11 protein-coding genes are annotated in these 16001 nt (G+C 72.7%); 3 read left to right on the top strand and 8 right to left on the bottom strand.

Annotation, left to right across the window (positions count from 1 at the left end):
* Window positions 1-44: 44 nt before the first annotated feature.
* Genes FL311_RS30695 through FL311_RS30690 form a run of 3 tightly spaced genes read left to right on the top strand, consistent with a single transcriptional unit; the run spans window position 45 to window position 3454 of the window.
* Window positions 45-2336, top strand: a complete 2292-nt coding sequence (locus FL311_RS30695) for an AAA family ATPase (protein WP_255510373.1) — start codon at window positions 45-47, stop codon at window positions 2334-2336.
* A complete protein-coding gene (locus tag FL311_RS45485; protein ID WP_228557183.1) occupies window positions 2290-2577 on the top strand; it encodes a hypothetical protein in 288 nt (95 codons plus the stop codon). The genes FL311_RS30695 and FL311_RS45485 overlap by 47 nt, the downstream gene beginning before the upstream one ends.
* Window positions 2570-3454 carry a methyltransferase domain-containing protein gene (locus tag FL311_RS30690; protein ID WP_228557182.1) on the top strand — a complete coding sequence of 295 codons (885 nt, stop codon included), beginning with the start codon at window positions 2570-2572 and terminating at the stop codon, window positions 3452-3454. The genes FL311_RS45485 and FL311_RS30690 overlap by 8 nt, the downstream gene beginning before the upstream one ends.
* Here FL311_RS30690 and FL311_RS30685 read toward each other — a convergent pair.
* The 8 genes from FL311_RS30685 to FL311_RS30650 form a co-directional block, all read right to left on the bottom strand.
* On the bottom strand, window positions 3444-4283 hold the full coding sequence (locus tag FL311_RS30685) for an SDR family NAD(P)-dependent oxidoreductase (protein WP_141330705.1): 840 nt from the start codon (window positions 4281-4283) through the stop codon (window positions 3444-3446). The genes FL311_RS30690 and FL311_RS30685 overlap by 11 nt on opposite strands.
* A complete protein-coding gene (locus FL311_RS30680) occupies window positions 4280-5056 on the bottom strand; it encodes a lysophospholipid acyltransferase family protein (RefSeq protein ID WP_141330703.1) in 777 nt (258 codons plus the stop codon). Before FL311_RS30680 ends, FL311_RS30685 begins: the two co-directional genes overlap by 4 nt.
* On the bottom strand, window positions 5053-6021 hold the full coding sequence (locus tag FL311_RS30675; protein ID WP_141330701.1) for a 3-oxoacyl-ACP synthase III family protein: 969 nt from the start codon (window positions 6019-6021) through the stop codon (window positions 5053-5055). The genes FL311_RS30680 and FL311_RS30675 overlap by 4 nt, the downstream gene beginning before the upstream one ends.
* Window positions 6018-7940, bottom strand: a complete 1923-nt coding sequence (locus FL311_RS30670; RefSeq protein ID WP_141330699.1) for a patatin-like phospholipase family protein — start codon at window positions 7938-7940, stop codon at window positions 6018-6020. The genes FL311_RS30675 and FL311_RS30670 overlap by 4 nt, the downstream gene beginning before the upstream one ends.
* Before the next feature lie 78 nt (window positions 7941-8018).
* Window positions 8019-11192 (bottom strand): efflux RND transporter permease subunit, encoded by a 3174-nt coding sequence (locus FL311_RS30665; RefSeq protein ID WP_141330697.1) that lies wholly within the window; start codon window positions 11190-11192, stop codon window positions 8019-8021.
* Window positions 11193-11201: 9 nt separating this feature from the next.
* Window positions 11202-12347 carry an efflux RND transporter periplasmic adaptor subunit gene (locus FL311_RS30660; protein ID WP_141330695.1) on the bottom strand — a complete coding sequence of 382 codons (1146 nt, stop codon included), beginning with the start codon at window positions 12345-12347 and terminating at the stop codon, window positions 11202-11204.
* Window positions 12335-13933, bottom strand: a complete 1599-nt coding sequence (locus FL311_RS30655) for a TolC family protein (RefSeq protein ID WP_141330693.1) — start codon at window positions 13931-13933, stop codon at window positions 12335-12337. Before FL311_RS30655 ends, FL311_RS30660 begins: the two co-directional genes overlap by 13 nt.
* Window positions 13934-14076: 143 nt before the next feature.
* A partial coding sequence (locus FL311_RS30650; protein WP_141330691.1) for a tetratricopeptide repeat protein occupies window positions 14077-16001 on the bottom strand: 1925 nt, incomplete at its 5' end.

Here is a 16001-nt window from a genome sequence, read left to right as displayed (position 1 = left end):
GAGGTGTATAAGAGACAGGGCTCCTGGTGGGCGGGGAGAGCGGCGTGGGCAAGTCGCGCCTGCTCGATGAGCTGCGGCCCCTGGCGCTGGTGCGCGGCGCGGTGGTGCTGCGCGGCCAGGCGGTGGCGGCGGGCGGCAGTCCGTACCAGGAGTGGCGGCCGGTGCTGCGGTGGCTGTCCATCCTCACGCCGCTGGATGACCGCGAGGCGAGCGTCCTCAAGCCGCTGGTGCCTGACCTGGAAGCGGTGCTGGGGCGGCCGGTGCCGGACCCCGCGGACCTGGGCGCGGAGATGGCGCAGGCGCGCCTGCTGCAAGTCGTGGAGGACATCTTCGCCCGGCTGACGCAGCCCACGGTGGTGCTCCTGGAGGACCTGCACTGGGCCCACGGGGAGTCGCTGCTGCTGTTGTCCCGGCTGGCGGCGCGCGCCACCGGGTTGCCATTGCTGCTGCTGGGCAGCTTCCGCGACGACGAGGCCCCGGGCCTGCCCGCCCAGCTGCCCGCGCTGGACGTGCTGCGCCTGCCCCGGCTGGACGCGGGCGAAATCGCGGTCCTCAGCGAGTCGATGATTGGCCCGGCCGGCGCGCGGCCCCACCTGGTGGAGCTCTTGCGCCGCGAGACGGAGGGCAACCCGTTCTTCCTGGTCGAGGTGGCGCGGGCGCTGGCGGAGGAGGCGGGCGGGCTGGACCGGCTGGGCGACATGCCGCTGCCCGAGCGTGTCTTCGCCGGTGGCGTGCGGCGGCTGGTGCGTCGTCGGCTGGAGAAGGTGTCGGCCAGCTCGCGGGACCTGCTGCGCGTGGCGGCCATCGTCGGGCGGCAGGTGGACGTGACGCTGCTGCGGCACGCGGCGCCCGGCGTGGACGTGGAGCGGTGGCTGTCCTACTGCGCGGGGGCGGCGGTGCTGGACGTGGCGGACGGGCACTGGAGGTTCGCGCACGACAAGCTGCGCGAGGGCGTGCTGGAGGAGCTGGCCGCCGCGGAGCGGCCCCTGCTGCACCGCCGCGTCGCGGAGGCGATGGAGGCGGCGTACGGCGAGGGCTCCGCGCGCACGGCGGCGCTCTGCTACCACTGGGGTGAGGCGGGCGACTTCGCGCGCGAGGTGGAGTACGCGCAGAAGGCCGGCGAGGAGGCCCTGCGGGTGGGCGCGTGCCGGGAGGCGCTGCCGTTCCTCGCTCGCGCGCTGGAGCGGGTGTCCCCGAAGGACGCGCTGCGGCTGGGCCACCTGGAGGCGCTGCTCGCCGAGGCGCGCTTCCAGCTGGGCGAGCTGGAGGCGTTCCGCGGCCACGCGGAGCGGGCGCTCCGGCACTTCGGCTGGCCGGTGCCGACGACGCGCGTGGGCTGGGCGGTGGGCACGCTGATGCAGATGGCGGTGCGGCTGGTGCAGAGCGCCCGGCCGGACGCGCAGGGCGGGGAGTCCGAGGAGCGGCGGCGGGTGCGGCGCGTGGCGGGGCGGCTGCTCATGCGGCTCACCGACGCGTTCATCTACGGGCAGGAGGCGCTGCCGGTGCTGTGGTCGGGCCTGCGCATGCTGAACCTGTGCGAGCCGGCGGGCGCGTCCCCGGAGCTGGCGCGCGGCTACACCAACATGGCGGTGGTGGCGGGCGCGGTGCCGGTGCGGCCGGTGGCCGAGGCGTGGGTGGGCCGCGCGCGTGAAGTGGCCGAGCGCGTGGGCAGCCCCGCGGACCTGGCCTACGTGCTGTGCCGCAACGCCGTGTACGCGACGTACATGGCGCGCTGGGCGGAGGTGGAGGCGTGGCTGGAGCGCGCCACGGGCATCGTCGACTCGGTGGGGGACCTGCGGCTGGCGGAGGAGTGCCGCGCGCTCTACACCGTGGTGGGGTGCTACCAGGGCAGGTTCCAGCGGGGGCTGCCGCTGATGGACTGGCTGGAGAACTCGGCGCGCCGTCGCGGGGCGCTCCAGACGCAGCACTGGGCGCTGCACTACCAGGCCCACATCCACCTGCGGCTGGGGGACCACCTGAAGGCCCGCGCGGCGCTGGAGCAGACGGTGGTGTGGACGGAGGCGCAGGGCGGCCTCACGGACCGCATCATCCTGGACGGCACGCTGGCGCTGGTGCGGCTGCGCGAGGGCGACGCGGCGGGCGCGCGCGGCGGCGGAGAAGGCGCTCGCCAAGCTCACCGCGGGCAAGTCGGTGGCTCACTTCGTCTACTTCGGCGTCACCGCGGTGGCGGAGGTGCTGCTCACGCTGTGGGAGCGCGACGGCGGCGAGGACACGTCCCTGGTGCAGGGCGCTCGCGAGGCGTGCCGCGCGGTGGAGGGCTTCGCCCGGGTGTTCTCCTTCGCGGAGCCCGCGGCGAAGCTGTGGCGCGGCTGTGAGGCGTGGCTGTCCGGCGATGCTCCGCGCGCCCGCGCGGCGTGGCGCGACTGTGTGGCCTTGGCCATGGCGAAGGGCACCGCGTACGAGGAGGCCCGGGCGCGACTGGAGCTGGCGCGACACCTGCCCTCGGAGGACCCGTCGCGTGGGGCCCACCTGACACGGGCACTGGAGCGCTTCGAACAGATGGGCACGCGGGACGACGTGGCGCGCGCGAAGGTGCTACGAGGCTCGGGTGTCTAGTGGATTGAAGGCAGGGGATGTCCCGCTGGTGACGTGTCCGGACTGCGGCGGGACGCTGGTGTTCCACGGCCAGGAGGAGGAAGGGCGCCTGGCGTGGGGCTGGCTTCGCTGCGGTGGCTGCGGCGAGCCGTGGCCGGTGAAGCGGGGTCTTGCGCGGCTGTATCGCGAGGACGCGGTGCGCGGCACGGACCGGCTGATGCGCGTCATCTACGACGGGCTGCCCGCGCTGCATGACCCGCTGACGACGGTGCTCACGCCGCTCTTCCAGTCCGTCTCCGAGTCGAAGATGCGCGCGGGCTACCTCCGGCGGTTGGAGCTGGGCGCGCTCCGGCCGCACGCGGACGGCACGCCGCTGCGCATCCTGGAGGTGGGCGTGGGCGCGGGGGCGAACCTGCCGCTCCTCCGCCGCGAGCTCGTCACCGGCCAGGAGGTGGAGGTGTGGGGCGTGGACCTGAGCGAGGGGATGCTGGGCCGCTGCCAGCAGCGCCTGCGCAAGGGGCGCTACCCGGGCGTGCGGCTCTTGATGGCGGACGGACACACACTGCCGTTCCGCGCGGGCCTGTTCGACCGCGTGCTGAGCGTGGGCGGCCTCGGCAACTACCGCGACCCGGCCGCGGGCCTGCGGGAGCTTGCCCGCGTGGCGAAGCCGGGCACGCCCGTGGTGGTGGTGGACGAGCAGCTGGACGCGGGCCGCCGCCCCTCGCTCTTCCAGCGCGCCGCCTTCCGCGCGATTACGTTCTACACGCGCGACGCGCACTGCCCCCGGGAGCTGTTGCCCTCGCGCGCCGAGGACGTGCTCGAGGAGCAGGTGTCGCCGTTCTTCTACTGCCTGCGCTTCCGGATGCCCGAGCCCGTCGCCGCGCCCGTCACGGGTTGAGCACCAAATCGAGCAGCCGCAGCGTCATGCCGCCGCTGTAGTCGATGGTGGCGCCGTTGAACCAGCCCGCCTCGTCGCCCACGAGCACGCTGACGAAGTCCGCCACCTCCTCCACCGTGCACATGCGCCCCGCGGGGTTCATCCTCGCGTGGGCCTCCTCCAGCCGGGCCAGCGCCTCGGGCGAGTACACGTGCTTGAGCGCGGGCGTGAGCACCGTGCCGAACTTGAGCAGGTTCACCCGGTGGCCCTTCGCGCCCAGCTCCAGCGCCAGGTAGCGCACGTACATCTCCAGCGCCGCCTTCGACGCGCTGATGAGCCCCGTGTTCGACAGGTGCGTCTGGTCCAGGGAGTTCTGCAGGCCGAGCAGCCGCGCCCCCGGCGCCAGCATGTCCGCGGCCACCAGCGCCTGCGTCCAGTACACGAACGAGTGCGCCATCGTGTCGAACGTCCTGCGGATGCGCCGGGTGTGCAGCCGGTCCTCGCCCTCGGACAGGAAGCGCCCCACCGAGGCGCCCGCAATCGAGTGGACGAAGAGCTTCACCGAGCGCGGCCCCGCGACCTCCCGCAGCGCCAGGACGCCCGCCTCCGCCGCCTCGGGCGTGGACGCGTCCGCCTGCCACAGCCGCGCGCGCTGGCCCGCCTCCCGCACCTGCCGCTCCACCTGCGCCGCGTTGTCCGCGTAGCGCCCCCGGTGCACCCCGAAGACATCCAGCCCGGGCTTCTTCGCCACCGCGTGGGCAATCGCCGCGCCCGTGCCCGAGGAGACCCCCAGGATGAGCGCCCAGCGTTGCTCCGTCGTATCGGGTGGCTCCCCTTCCGAGTCCTTCATCTCACCGCTGCCTTCCCTGCCACTCGCGCGGGGCTCCGGCCGCGTGCCCGGTCCAACAGCGCCTGCACGGCGCCCGCCACTTCCCCGTGCGCCTCCAGCATCGACGCGCGGTCTTCCGCGTCGAAGCCCGGCGCCAGGTGACGCGTGAGCGGCTCGCCCACCCACTGCGTCATCTTCACGGGGAAGGGCAGCGACAAGGGCCACACGCCCGTCGCCCCCACCCCCAGCCACAACGGCAGCCGCGCGGGCATCCCCACGCGCCGCCCCAGCGCATAGCCGTCGTTGAGCCCCAGGAATGCGTCATCCATGCCGCTGCCACCCACGGGGACGATGGGCAGCCGGTAGCGCACCGCCAACCGCAGATAGCCCAGCCGCTCGCCCCAGCTCACCCGGTAGCGGTGGCGGAAGCTGCGGCACCCCTCGCGTGTGCCACCCGGTTGCAGCAGCACATGCTCGCCCCGGGCCACCGCCTGGGCGAGCCGCGCGTCATCGCCGGTGACGAAGCCCAGCCCGTCCGCCACCGCGCGCATGCCGGGGATGCGGTCGAACGCGCCGTGCGCCACGCCGTGCGGCAGGTAGCCCAGGCGCTCGTGCAGCGTCACCGTCAGCATGCACAGGTCCACCGCCAGGGGCCGCCCGTGGTAGCCGACGATGAGCTTCGCGCCGGGCTGGAGCAGCGGCTCCAGGTTCACCACCTCGTAGCGGTGGTAGCGCTGGAGGAGCTTGAAGAAGCCCAGCCACGTGGCGAGGGGCAGACCCCCGGCGCGTCTCATCCCCCCACCCGGTACAGCACCGCGCCGTGCGCGACGCCCGCGCCCACGCCCACCAGCAGCACGCGGTCCTTGGGCTTCACCCGCTTCGTGCGCCACAGCACGTCCAGGCACGTGGGCAGGGACGCCGAGCCCACGCTGCCCAGCGTGTCCACCACGCGCACGCCGCGGCTCGCCTCCACGCCCATCGCGTCCAGCACCGCGTCCAGCATGCGCCCGTTGGGCTGGTGCGTCAGCACCCACTCCACGTCGCGCAAGGCCACCTTCGCCCCGTCGAGCACCTCGCGCGTCGCGTGCATGAGCGCGTCCAGCGCCACCCGCGTCATCTCCTTGCTGGGGGTGAGGAAGCGCATCCGCTCCAGCCTTCCCGTCGCGTGCGGGTTCTCCAGCACCACGTCCGTGGGCAGCGAGCCGTCGTTGCCCAGCGCCACGCCCAGCACGCCCTCGTCCGGGCGCCCCGTCCCCAGCACCACCGCCGCCGCCGCGTCCCCCAGCACCAGGTAGGGCCGCGGGTCCTCCGGCGTCGTGGTGCGCGACAAGAGCTCCACCGACACGATGCCCACCGGCCCCAGCCCCGTCGCCACCGAGCGCGCCGCCAGGTCGAACGCGCTCAAGAAGCCCATGCACGCGTTGCTCAGGTCCATCGCGTCGCAGCTGCCCGCGAGCCCCAGCGCCGCGGCCACCCGGTTCGCCGTGGCCGGCGTGGTGACGTCGCCGCCCATGGAGCTGACGCAGAAGATGCGCTTGAGCGCGCGCGCCGGAAGCCCCGCCGCGTCCAGCGCGCCTCGCAGCGCTTGCGCCGCCACGTCCGCGGCCCGGGTGCCCGGCGGCGCGAAGTGACGGGTGTGGATGCCCGTCTTGCGCGTCACCTCGTCCACGTCCCGCCCCACGCGCGCGCACAGCTCCGCCGTCGTCACGGCGGGGCCCGGTCTCAGGCTCGCCGTGCCCAGGATTCTCACGGGAATCATGCGGCCTGCTGGCCTCCGCGGTGCCGGCCGTTCGGGCCACAGTGCGCGCGCATCTGCTCCCAGTGCGCCTTGAGCTCGGTGAGCCTCTCCGCCAGGGCTTCGTCCGTGGCGGCGCGCTCCAGGATGTCTCGCGCCTTGGTGAACTCCATCGCCGTCCTCAGCGGAGTGTCCGCTGACTGGATGTCGTAACTCACGTCCGCCATCAAGCTCTCCGCGTCGCCGCTGCGATGCAACAGCAACACACCGCTGGCGACCAGGTCCAGCGCCCTTGATACAGGATTGAGACCCGCCAGGAAGCGTCCCGCTCGGGATTGCGGCATCCACGCTGGCTCGCGCACGCCGAAGGGGAAGATGTTGCTGGAGAACACCAGGTCGGCTCCCGCGCTCACCAGGACGTTCGCGGGCACCATGCTGGTGAAGGCCCCGTCCACGTAGCGTGCGGGAGGCACCACCGTGGGCGCCCACATCCCGGGCGCCGAGCCGCTCGCGCGCACGGCCTGGGCCACGTGGCCCCGCTCCAGCGCCATGCACTCGCCGCGCGTCAGGTCCGTGGCCACGGGCAGGAAGTGGATGGGCAGCTCCTCCAGCCCCACGTCGCCCAAATCGCGCGTCACCAGGTGCTCCAGCGAGTACGTGGTGACGACGGCCGCCATCGCCGCCAGCGACAGCCGACGGCGCATGGCCTGCTCCTCCAGGCGTCGCAGACCCGACAGGCCATTGTGTCCATCCAGCGCCGTGCCACAGAAGTACGCTCCCACCAGCGAGCCCATGCTCGAGCTGCTGATGAAGTCCACCGGCACGCGGTGCTCCACCAGCCAGCGCAAGATATGCACGTGGTAGAAGCCCCACACGCCGCCGCCGCTGAGCGCCAGCCCCACGCGCCGGTGGGTGATGGCCCGGGCCCAGCGCGACAGCGCGTCCCGCTCCGCGCAGCCCAGTCGCAGCGCCGCGAGCGGACGGTCGTCCACCTCCAGCCCCTCCAGTCGTCCCACGTGCAGCCTCAGTCGGCACGGCTGCAACACGTGCGTGCCCGCGCCGGGCCGGTCCTGGGGCCGTCCCTCCAGCGCGGTGCTCCGGGGCGGGCGCACCGGGTCGATGAGCACGGTGGGCAGCACCCGGCCTTTCGCCAGGCGGAACTCGCGCGTGGGCTCGTGGCGCGGCACCAGGGCCACGTGCTTGTCCACCAGGAGCGCGCCCTCCGCCAGCTGGCACCCGTCGAGGAACACGTAGTGCAAGTCGCCCTCCCGGGCGAGCTCGCGCAGGCGCTCCAGGCCCAGCCGTCCCGGGGCGCCGCGCTGAGGGGCGGGCACCCAGGCGCGCAGCACGCCGTCCGCGCCCTTCACCGGCGCGGGCTCGCCCGTGCCCGGCTCCGCGGTGCGCACCAGCAGCACCCGGTCCTTGAAGTCGTGGGTGATGACCTTGGCCACCAGCTCGATGAGCCGCGACAGCGGCGCGCCCGTCACCTCGCTGGAGAAGGTGACGACCTCCACGTGGGGCAGCGGGTCCGGCTGCCGGGGCGGCTCGGCGTGTGCCAACAAGCGCTTGAGGTCCTGTCTCAGGCCCGCGCGCGCGTGGACGAGCGCCCACACCGCGTCCCGGGGGAAGAACAGGCCCTTGCAGGCGGTGGCCGCGCGCGCGGTGACGGAGTAGTGGCCGCCCATCAACGCCTCGAACCCCAGCGGCGTGCCGGGGCCGAGCGTCAACAGGAGCTCATCGTCGCGGCGGGCCTCCAGCTCTCCCTCCAACAGCAGGAAGAAGCCGTGGGCCTCCTGGCCCTCCTCGCACAGCACCGTGTCCGGAGCCCAGGCGACGTCCCAGGCCAGGTCGAGCAGCTGGAGGAGGACGGTGTTGCTGGTGTGGCGCAGCGCGGGAGCGCGCTTGAGCGCATACAGCCGACGACGCTGGACGTCGAGGGGCATGGAGCGGGCCATGAATCGACGGAGGATAGCGAACCCTCCGGCGTGGGATATTGGGTCGTATCAGCCCCGCCACTGGCGTCAGGCCGGTTGCGGTCGGGACGGCTCGGAGGGCGGCGGTGTGCCTCCGCCCGGAGGCCGTGCGTGCTCGTGCCGCTTGAGCAGCCGCGAGCGCGCGGACTCCACCACCGCGTACAGCACGGGGATGAAGATGAGGTTGACGAACGTGGACAGCAACATGCCGCCGAAGACGGTGGTGCCCAGCGACTTGCGCGCCGCGGCGCCCGCGCCCGACGCGAGCACCAGCGGCACCACGCCCATCAGGAACGCGAAGGACGTCATCAGGATGGGGCGCAGGCGCGTGCGCGCCGACTCAATCGCGGAGTCCACCACGCCGCGGCCCTCGTGGCGCAGCTGCTCGGCGAACTCGACGATGAGGATGGCGTTCTTGCTCGCCAGGCCCACGAGCATGACCAGCCCCACCTGGCAGAACACGTCGTTCTGCAGGCCGCGCGCGTTCTGGAACGCGAGCGCCCCCAGCATGGCCACCGGCACGCCCAGCAGGATGACGAACGGTAGCGCGAAGCTCTCGTACTGCGCGGAGAGCACCAGGAACACGAAGACGATGCCCAGCGCGAAGATGAGCAGCACGCGCCCGCCCGCCTCCTTCTGCTCCAGGGACAGGCCCGTCCACTCGAAGGTGTAGCCCTCCGGCAGCACGTCGCGCGCCGCGGCCTCCATGGCCTCCAGCGCCTGGCCGCTGCTGGCGCCCGGCGCCGCCTGCCCGTTGATTTCGGCCGCGCGGTACAGGTTGTAGTGCTGGATGTTCTGCGCGCTGGTGATGGGCTTGATTCGCACCAGGGACTCGAGCGGCACCATGTCCCCGGTGGCCGAGCGGACGTACAGCGCGCCGATGTCCTTGGGCTCGTTGCGGAAGGGCATGGCCGCCTGCACGTACACCCGGTACACGCGGCTGGCGAAGGTGAAGTCGTTGACGTACTGGCTGCCCAGGTACACCTGCAGCGTGGCGAACAACGCGTCCAGCGGCACGCCCAGGGCCAGCGCCTTCTCGCGGTCCACCTGGATGTCGAGCAGCGGCGTGTTGGCGGTGAAGGAGGAGAACACGCCGCGCAGGATGGGGGCCTGGTTGGCCTTGCCCACCAGCGACTCCGTGGTGCGCGCCAGGTCCGACAGCGAGCGGCCACCTTGCTGGTCCTCGAGCACGAACTCGAAGCCGCCCACGCTGCCCACGCCGCGGATGGCGGGCGGCTGGAAGGGCAGCACGCGCGCCCCGCCGATGCCGAGCAGCGGCCCGCGCAGCCGCTCCACGAGCCCCGCCACGCTCTCCTCCTGCTTCTTCCTCTCGTCCCACGGGCGCAGGTTGACGAAGAGGGTGCCGTAGTTGGCGCCGGTGCCGAGCAGCGAGAAGCCGCCCACGGTGAAGGTGCCCGTCACCTCCGGCTGCTTGCGGATGATGTCCTCCGTCTGCAGCAGCACCCGCCGCGTGTAGTCCAGCGAGGTGCCCTCCGGGCCCTGCACCGCGATGATGAGGTAGCCCTGGTCCTCGTCCGGGATGAAGCCCGAGGGCGTGGCGCGGTACACCCACGCGGTGCCCAGCAGGCACAGGGCGAAGACGATGATGACCGGCCACTTCCACGGGCCGATGAGCTTGTGGAGCAGCCGCCCGTAGCCGTCGCGGAAGCGGTCCAGGCCCTGGTCGAACTTGCGGAAGAACAGCCACTTCTGGCCCTCGTGCGGACGCAGCAGCCGGGCGCACAGCGCGGGTGACAGCGTGAGCGCCACCAGGGCGGAGAGGCTGATGGAGAAGGCGAGGGTGAGCGCGAACTGGCGGTAGATGGCGCCGGTGGTACCGGGGAAGAACGACACCGGGACGAACACGGCGGAGAGCACCAGGGCGATGGCCACCACGGCGCCGGCCACCTGGCGCATGCCCCGCTCGGTGGCCTCGCGCGGGCTGAAGCCCTCCTCCATGGTGCGCTCCACGTTCTCGATGACCACGATGGCGTCGTCCACCACGAGACCCGTCGCCAGCGTCAGGCCGAACAGGGTGAGCGTGTTGAGCGAGAAGCCGAAGGCGCTGACGAACATGAACGTGCCGATGAGCGACACCGGCAGCGTGGTGGCCACCACCAGCACGCTCCTCCAGCCGTGCAGGAAGATGAAGATGACCAGCACGACGAGCAGCACCGCCTCGCCCAGCGTGACGAGCACCTCTTCAATCGACGCCTCCACCGCCGCGGTGGTGTCGAACGCCGTCGCGTACTCCAGGCCCGGCGGGAAGTTGCGCTTGAGCCGCTCGAGCTCCTGCACCACGCCGTCGCGCACCTCCAGCGCGTTGGAGCCCGGCAGCTGGAAGATGCCCAGGCCCACGGCGTCCTGGCCGTTGAAGCGGAGCAGCTGCGCGTAGTTCTCCGCGCCCAGCTCCACCCGGCCCACGTCCCGCACCCGCACCAGCGAGCCGTCCTGGCCCCGCTGCACGACGATGGCGCCGAACTGCTCCGCGGTGGCGAGCTGCCCCTGCACGCGCAGGGTGAACTGGTAGTTCTGTCCCGGCGGCGCGGGCTCCTGGCCCACCTGCCCGGCGCCCACCTGCACGTTCTGCGTGCTCAGGGCCGCGACGACGTCGGAGGCGCCCAGCTTGCGCCGCGCCAGCTCCGTCGGGTCCAGCCACAGGCGCATGGCGAAGCGCCGCTCGCCGAAGATGCGCACGTCACCCACGCCCTTCACGCGCAAGATGGCGTCGCGGATGTACACGTCCGCGTAGTTGCTCAGGAAGCCCGTGTCGTAGCGGTTCTGCGCGTCGAACAGGCCGAAGGCCATGAGCAGCTGCGTCTGCGCCTTGTTGACGGTGATTCCCAGCGCGTTGACGGCCGCGGGCAGCTGCGGCGACGCGGTGGAGACGCGGTTCTGCACGTCCACCGCGGCGATGTCCAGGTCGCGGTCCTGCTCGAAGGTGACGGTGATGCTGCTCTGTCCGGTGTTGCTGCTGGTGGAGGAGATGTAGCGCATCCCCTGCACGCCGTTGAGCTGGCGCTCGAGCACCGTGGTGACGGCGCTCTCCACCGTCTCCGCGGACGCGCCGATGTAGTTGGCCGTCACCTGGACCTCGGGCAGCGACAGGTCCGGGTACTGCTCAATCGGCAGGCCGGGGATGGTGATGGCCCCGACGAGCGTGATGAGGATGGACAGCACGCTGGCGAAGATGGGCCTTCGGATGAAGAAGTCGGTGAACATGCCGTGCCCTCACTGCCCCGCGTCGGAGGCGCCGCCGACGCCCTGGCCCTCGGGCTTCGCGGGCATGGGCTTGATGGGCTGGCCATCCCTCAACAACTGCAGGCCGCTCACCACCACCTGCGTGCCCCCGTCCAGGCCTCCCGTCACCTCGTAGTCGTTGCCCGTCACGTCGCCCACCTCCAGCGGCGTGCGCTTCGCCACCGTGCCGCCGTCGGCCGACGCCACCACGTACACGAAGGACTGGCTGCTGATTTGGGTCACCGCCACCGTGGGCACGGTGAGCGCCTCGCGCGCGTCGTACACCAGCCGCGCGCGCACCAGCTCCCCGGCGCGCAGCCCCACCGTGTTGTCGAACGCGGCCTTCACCTCCACCAGCTGCGTCGTCGCGCTGGGCGTGGGCGCCACGAAGAACACGGGCGCGGACACCCGCACGTTCCCCTTCTCGTCCAGCACCTCCACCGGCGTCCTGCCCACCCGGACGACACGCGCCCGGTCCACCGGCACCTGCACGGAGACCTCCAGCGCCTTGCTCTGGTCCAGCGACGTGAGCTGCGATTGGGGCGTGACGTAGTCGCCCACCTTCACCGGGATGTCGCCGACCACGCCGGCGAAGGGCGCGCTCACCTCGTAGAAGCCCAGCTGCACCTGCTGCGACTGGATTTGCGCTTCAATCGCCCGCGCGCTCGCCTCCGCCTGCTGCGCCTGCGCCACCGCCTGCTCGTAGTCCTGGCGGCTCTGCAGTCCCTCCTTGAGGAGCTGCGCGCTGCGCTCGCGGGTGCGCCGGGCGAACTCGCGCTGGGCCAGCGCGGAGGCCTTCTGCGCCTTCGTGGCGCGCAGCCCCGCCTCTTCGCGGCGCGGGTCGACGACGAGCAGCACCTCGCCCTTCCGCACGCGGGTGCCGGGCCGCACCGGTATCGCCTGCACGTAGCCGGCGACCTGGGGATACACGCTGATGCTGCTGCGCGAGATGAGCGTGCCCACGTACTCGGCGGCGTCCTGCACCTCGTTGGGGGAGAGCGCCTGCACCTGCACGGGCATCACCGTGCCCGCGGCGGCCTGTCCCGCCTGCGGTCCGTCTTCCGTCCCCGAGCCCTTGCACCCCGAGAGCGTCAGGAGCATCGCGCCCGCCGCGCCCCATGTCCTCACCAGTCGCATGCCGCCTCCGCCAGGAACGCCTCGACGCGCGCCTGCTCCAACTCGAACTCGCGCACCACCAGGGCCAGCTCCGCCTGCCGCAGCGCCGCGGCGGTCTGGATGAGCTCCAGGCTGGTGCCGGTGCCCACCTCGAAGCTGCGCCGGGTGAGCCGGTCGTTCTCCTCGGCCAGCCGCTGCTCCTGCGACGAGATGTCCCGCGACGCCTGGGTGACCTCCACGCCGCGCCGCGCCCTGGCCACCTCCACCGTGACGGAGCGCTCCAGCTCCACCACCTGCTGGCGCGCCACCTCCGCCTCCGCGCGGGACTGCCGCAGCCGCCCCTCGCGCGCGCCGCCGTCCCAGAAGGGCAGCAGCAGGCTGGCGCCGATGTTCCAGATGGGGACGTTCACCACGTCGTCCTCCACCGTGAGCGCAATCGTCGTGCTCGTCAGCGAGAGCGACGGCGCGTACTGCGCCTTCACCGCGCTGACCTGCCGCTCGGCCACGGTGTGCCGCGAGCGCGCCGCCGCCAGGTCCGAGCGCCCGTCCACCGCCTCCAACTGGCGACAGTCCTTCCTCGCGCCTCGCAGCAGGTCCTCCACGCTCACGCCCTTGGCCAGCCCCACCGCCTGGGGCATGCCCAGCGCCAGGCCGAGCCCCTCTCTTGCCTGCCTCAGGTTCTCGTCCCCGGTGACGACCAGGGCCCGCGCCGCCTCGGCGTCCTGCTGCACGCGCACCACGTCCAGCCGCGTGCCGGCGCCCAGCTCCAACCGCCGCTCCGCCAGGGAGAGTCGCTCCAGCGCGGTGCGCAGGTTGACGCGGTTGACCTCGGCCAGCCGCTCCTGCGCGGCCACCTGCACCAGCGCGCGGGCCAGCGCTCCGCTGAGCTGACGCCGGGTCTCCGCCAGGGACAGCGTCGCGGCGCGCTGGGCCTCACGGGCGACGCGGCGCGCGCCGATGGCCTGGAAGTCGAGCAACGGCATGGACGCGGAGAGGAAGCCCACGACGGGCGGCTGCGTGGGCCGGAGGCCGTCTCCGTCGCCGGTGCCTCCGCCGACACCGCCGCCGATGCCACCGCCCACGCCGCCCCCCGCGCCGCCGCCGATGAACGTCGTCGCGTCCGGGTCCAGCACGTTGTACTGCACGCCCACGGTGCCGGTGATGGTGGGCAAGAGCCCCGCCAGCGCGATGCGCGCCTGTCCCGCGGCGGACTCCACCTGGGCCAGCGCCGTCCTCAAGTCCGTGGAGCGCTGCCGCACCAGCTCCAGCGCCTCGTCCCAGGACTTCATCTGGATGGGCGCGGGCGGTACCGGCGTCAGGAGCGGGTCCGACACCTCGGGTTGCGGAGGCTGGGGTGAGTCGTCACCCGAAGGGCCGGGCCCGGGCGTGCTCGGCGCCTGTGAGGGCGCGCCGGGATTCCGGGGCGGCGTCTGTTGTCCCTGGGCGGACGGCGGCTTCGCGGGGCCCTGGACGGGCAGCACCCGGGGCACGCGCTGGCGCGACTGCGTCCGCTGTCGCACGGCGGGACGTGGCCGGGCCTGGGCGAGCAACACGCCTGGCTCGGAGCCAGGGTGCGAAAGCAGGAGGACGAGCAGCAGGGCGTTCATATCGGGGGCCCTGAGGTAGGGGAGGCACCCGATACCGGCCACGTACCGTGGGGCGAGGCCCCTCCTGCCGGACAGAACCGGCGAGTGCCTGCTCAACAGTGGATGGAGCGGCGGGAGGCTTCGTCCGCGAGCGGTCCTGCGCCTCAGCGCCCTTGTTGGAGCATGGACAGACGTTGCTTCGCCGCGCGGCTCTGCGGGTCGAAGCGCAGCGCCTCCTCCAGGCGCTCGCGGCCTCTCTCCACCTGTCCCTGCACGACATAGACATCGGCCAGACGGATGAGGGCGTCGGGGTTGTAGGGCTGCAGGTCCAACGCCTTCTCGAACTCGCGCACCGCGGTGGTCAGGTCCTTGCGGCGCACCGCGAGCTGCGCGAGCAGCAGGTGCGGCTGCACCAGCCCGGAGGTCTCCGGCTTCGAGGCCAGCGCCTCCACGGCGGACAGGCCGCGCGCGTCGCCGAAGCTCGCGAGCGTCACCGCCGCCGCCTGACGCACCCACAGGGACTGGGTCTGGAGCAGTGCGGCCAGGTCCTCGCTGGCCTCGCGTGCGTTGACCAGGCTCAGCGCCTCGATGACGTCCGTGCGCAGCTGGCTGTCCTGGGTGCTCTTGAGCGCGGCGCGCAGGGCGGGGATGGCCTCGCGCTTGTAGCGACGCACCAGCACCTTCGCCGCCGCGCCGCGCAGGGACGGGGCTTCGTTCGCATCCGCGAGCGTGGCCTCCAGCGCGGGGCGCCCCGTCTGGGCGGTCTTGTCGTCGAAGGCGTCCGCGAGCCGGAGGCGGCGCTCCTGTCGCTTCGCGGAGGCCGGCCACAGCTTCGTCATCGCCTGGGCCATGGCCTCTGGCGTCTGCTTCGTGTGGCAGGTGTTGCACGCGTTGGGGATGTTGTGGCGCGTGGTGTTCTGGGGCGCGGGGACGTCCAGCGCGTGGTCCGCGAACTTGTCGAGCACGCCGGAGACGACGGGCGGCATGTGACAGGCCAGGCAGTCCTGCGCGTCGCGCGAGGTGTGGCGCGCGTGCTGCGCGGCCTGGGCGAAGAGGTCCGCGTGGCACTGCTGACAGGTGGCCGAGCCGACCGAGACCTTTGTCTGGGACGTGTCCGGGAGGTTCAGCTCGTTGGGGGCGTTGGGCTCGTGCGGCGCGGTGTGGCAGGTGAGGCAGGTGGCGCCGCCCTTGAGATGACACGCGGACTGGATGAGGGCCTGGTACTCGAAGCTGGAGGTGCTGGGGCGGCCGTCGGTGAAGTAGTCGCCGGAGCGCTCGTTGCCGAGGAAGACGACGATGGGCTGGTAGAAGTCCTCGTAGCGCTGGCCGGGCTGGTAGCGGTGCGTGGTGTCGAGGATGGGGAAGAGCGGACGGCGCGGGCCGTGGCACTGCGCGCACACGGCGAAGCCCAGCTCGTGGGACAGCTTGGACGGCTGGACGATGTCCTGGGGTTCCTGCGTGTCGGCGTGCCGCGCGCCCGGGCCGTGGCAGCTCTCGCACGCGACGCCCGCGTCGGTGAAGGCGGTGGTCCACGTGTGCTGGTCGCGGTCATAGCGCGCGTCCAGGCCGGTGACGTGACAGTCCAGGCACGCGTGCTGCGCGCTGCGGCGGAAGTTGGTCCAGAAGAACGGGTGCTCGGGCGTGAGCGCGCCCTGCTTGGTCTCCGAGTAGTCCACCCATTCGCCCTTGCCGGTGACGTGGTAGTAGACGGGCAGCACCTGCCAGCGTCCGTCGGGCATCACCGCGACGGGGTCCTGCATGCGCTTGCCGCCGATGACCCACTCCACGGGGAACTCGGCGAGCTGTCCGTCCGAGCCCTTGGTGCGCATGAAGTGGCGCTCGCCGTCGCGGCGCATCCACGCCTCGCTGGAGTCGCCCTTGAAGTGCGTGCGCTTCGCGTAGTCGCCCACGACGAACCTGCGCGTCCCGGGGGACAGCGCGCGCGCGTGCCAGTCCTTGCCCCACGCGGCGTGCTCGTCCTCGTGGCACTCGCCGCACGCCTCCGAGCCCGCGTAGACCCCGCGCGCCGGATGCGCGTCCTTCACCGCGACGGGCGTCGCGCTCGCCTGGACGGGAGGCGTGGGGGCGG

The organism is Myxococcus sp. AB025B (genome assembly GCF_006518215.1).
Lineage (GTDB): Bacteria > Myxococcota > Myxococcia > Myxococcales > Myxococcaceae > Myxococcus > Myxococcus fulvus.
This window is presented reverse-complemented; position numbering and strand designations above follow the sequence as displayed.

What these genes read in the sequence shown, in the direction of transcription:
- FL311_RS30655 (WP_141330693.1), bottom strand. Translation starts at nt 13,933, where the DNA reads ATGAACGCCCTGCTGCTCGTCCTCCTGCTTTCGCACCCTGGCTCCGAG.
- FL311_RS30685 (WP_141330705.1), bottom strand. Translation starts at nt 4,283, where the DNA reads ATGAAGGACTCGGAAGGGGAGCCACCCGATACGACGGAGCAACGCTGG.
- FL311_RS30660 (WP_141330695.1), bottom strand. Translation starts at nt 12,347, where the DNA reads ATGCGACTGGTGAGGACATGGGGCGCGGCGGGCGCGATGCTCCTGACG.
- FL311_RS30665 (WP_141330697.1), bottom strand. Translation starts at nt 11,192, where the DNA reads ATGTTCACCGACTTCTTCATCCGAAGGCCCATCTTCGCCAGCGTGCTG.
- FL311_RS30680 (WP_141330703.1), bottom strand. Translation starts at nt 5,056, where the DNA reads ATGAGACGCGCCGGGGGTCTGCCCCTCGCCACGTGGCTGGGCTTCTTC.
- FL311_RS30675 (WP_141330701.1), bottom strand. Translation starts at nt 6,021, where the DNA reads ATGATTCCCGTGAGAATCCTGGGCACGGCGAGCCTGAGACCGGGCCCC.
- FL311_RS30670 (WP_141330699.1), bottom strand. Translation starts at nt 7,940, where the DNA reads ATGCCCCTCGACGTCCAGCGTCGTCGGCTGTATGCGCTCAAGCGCGCT.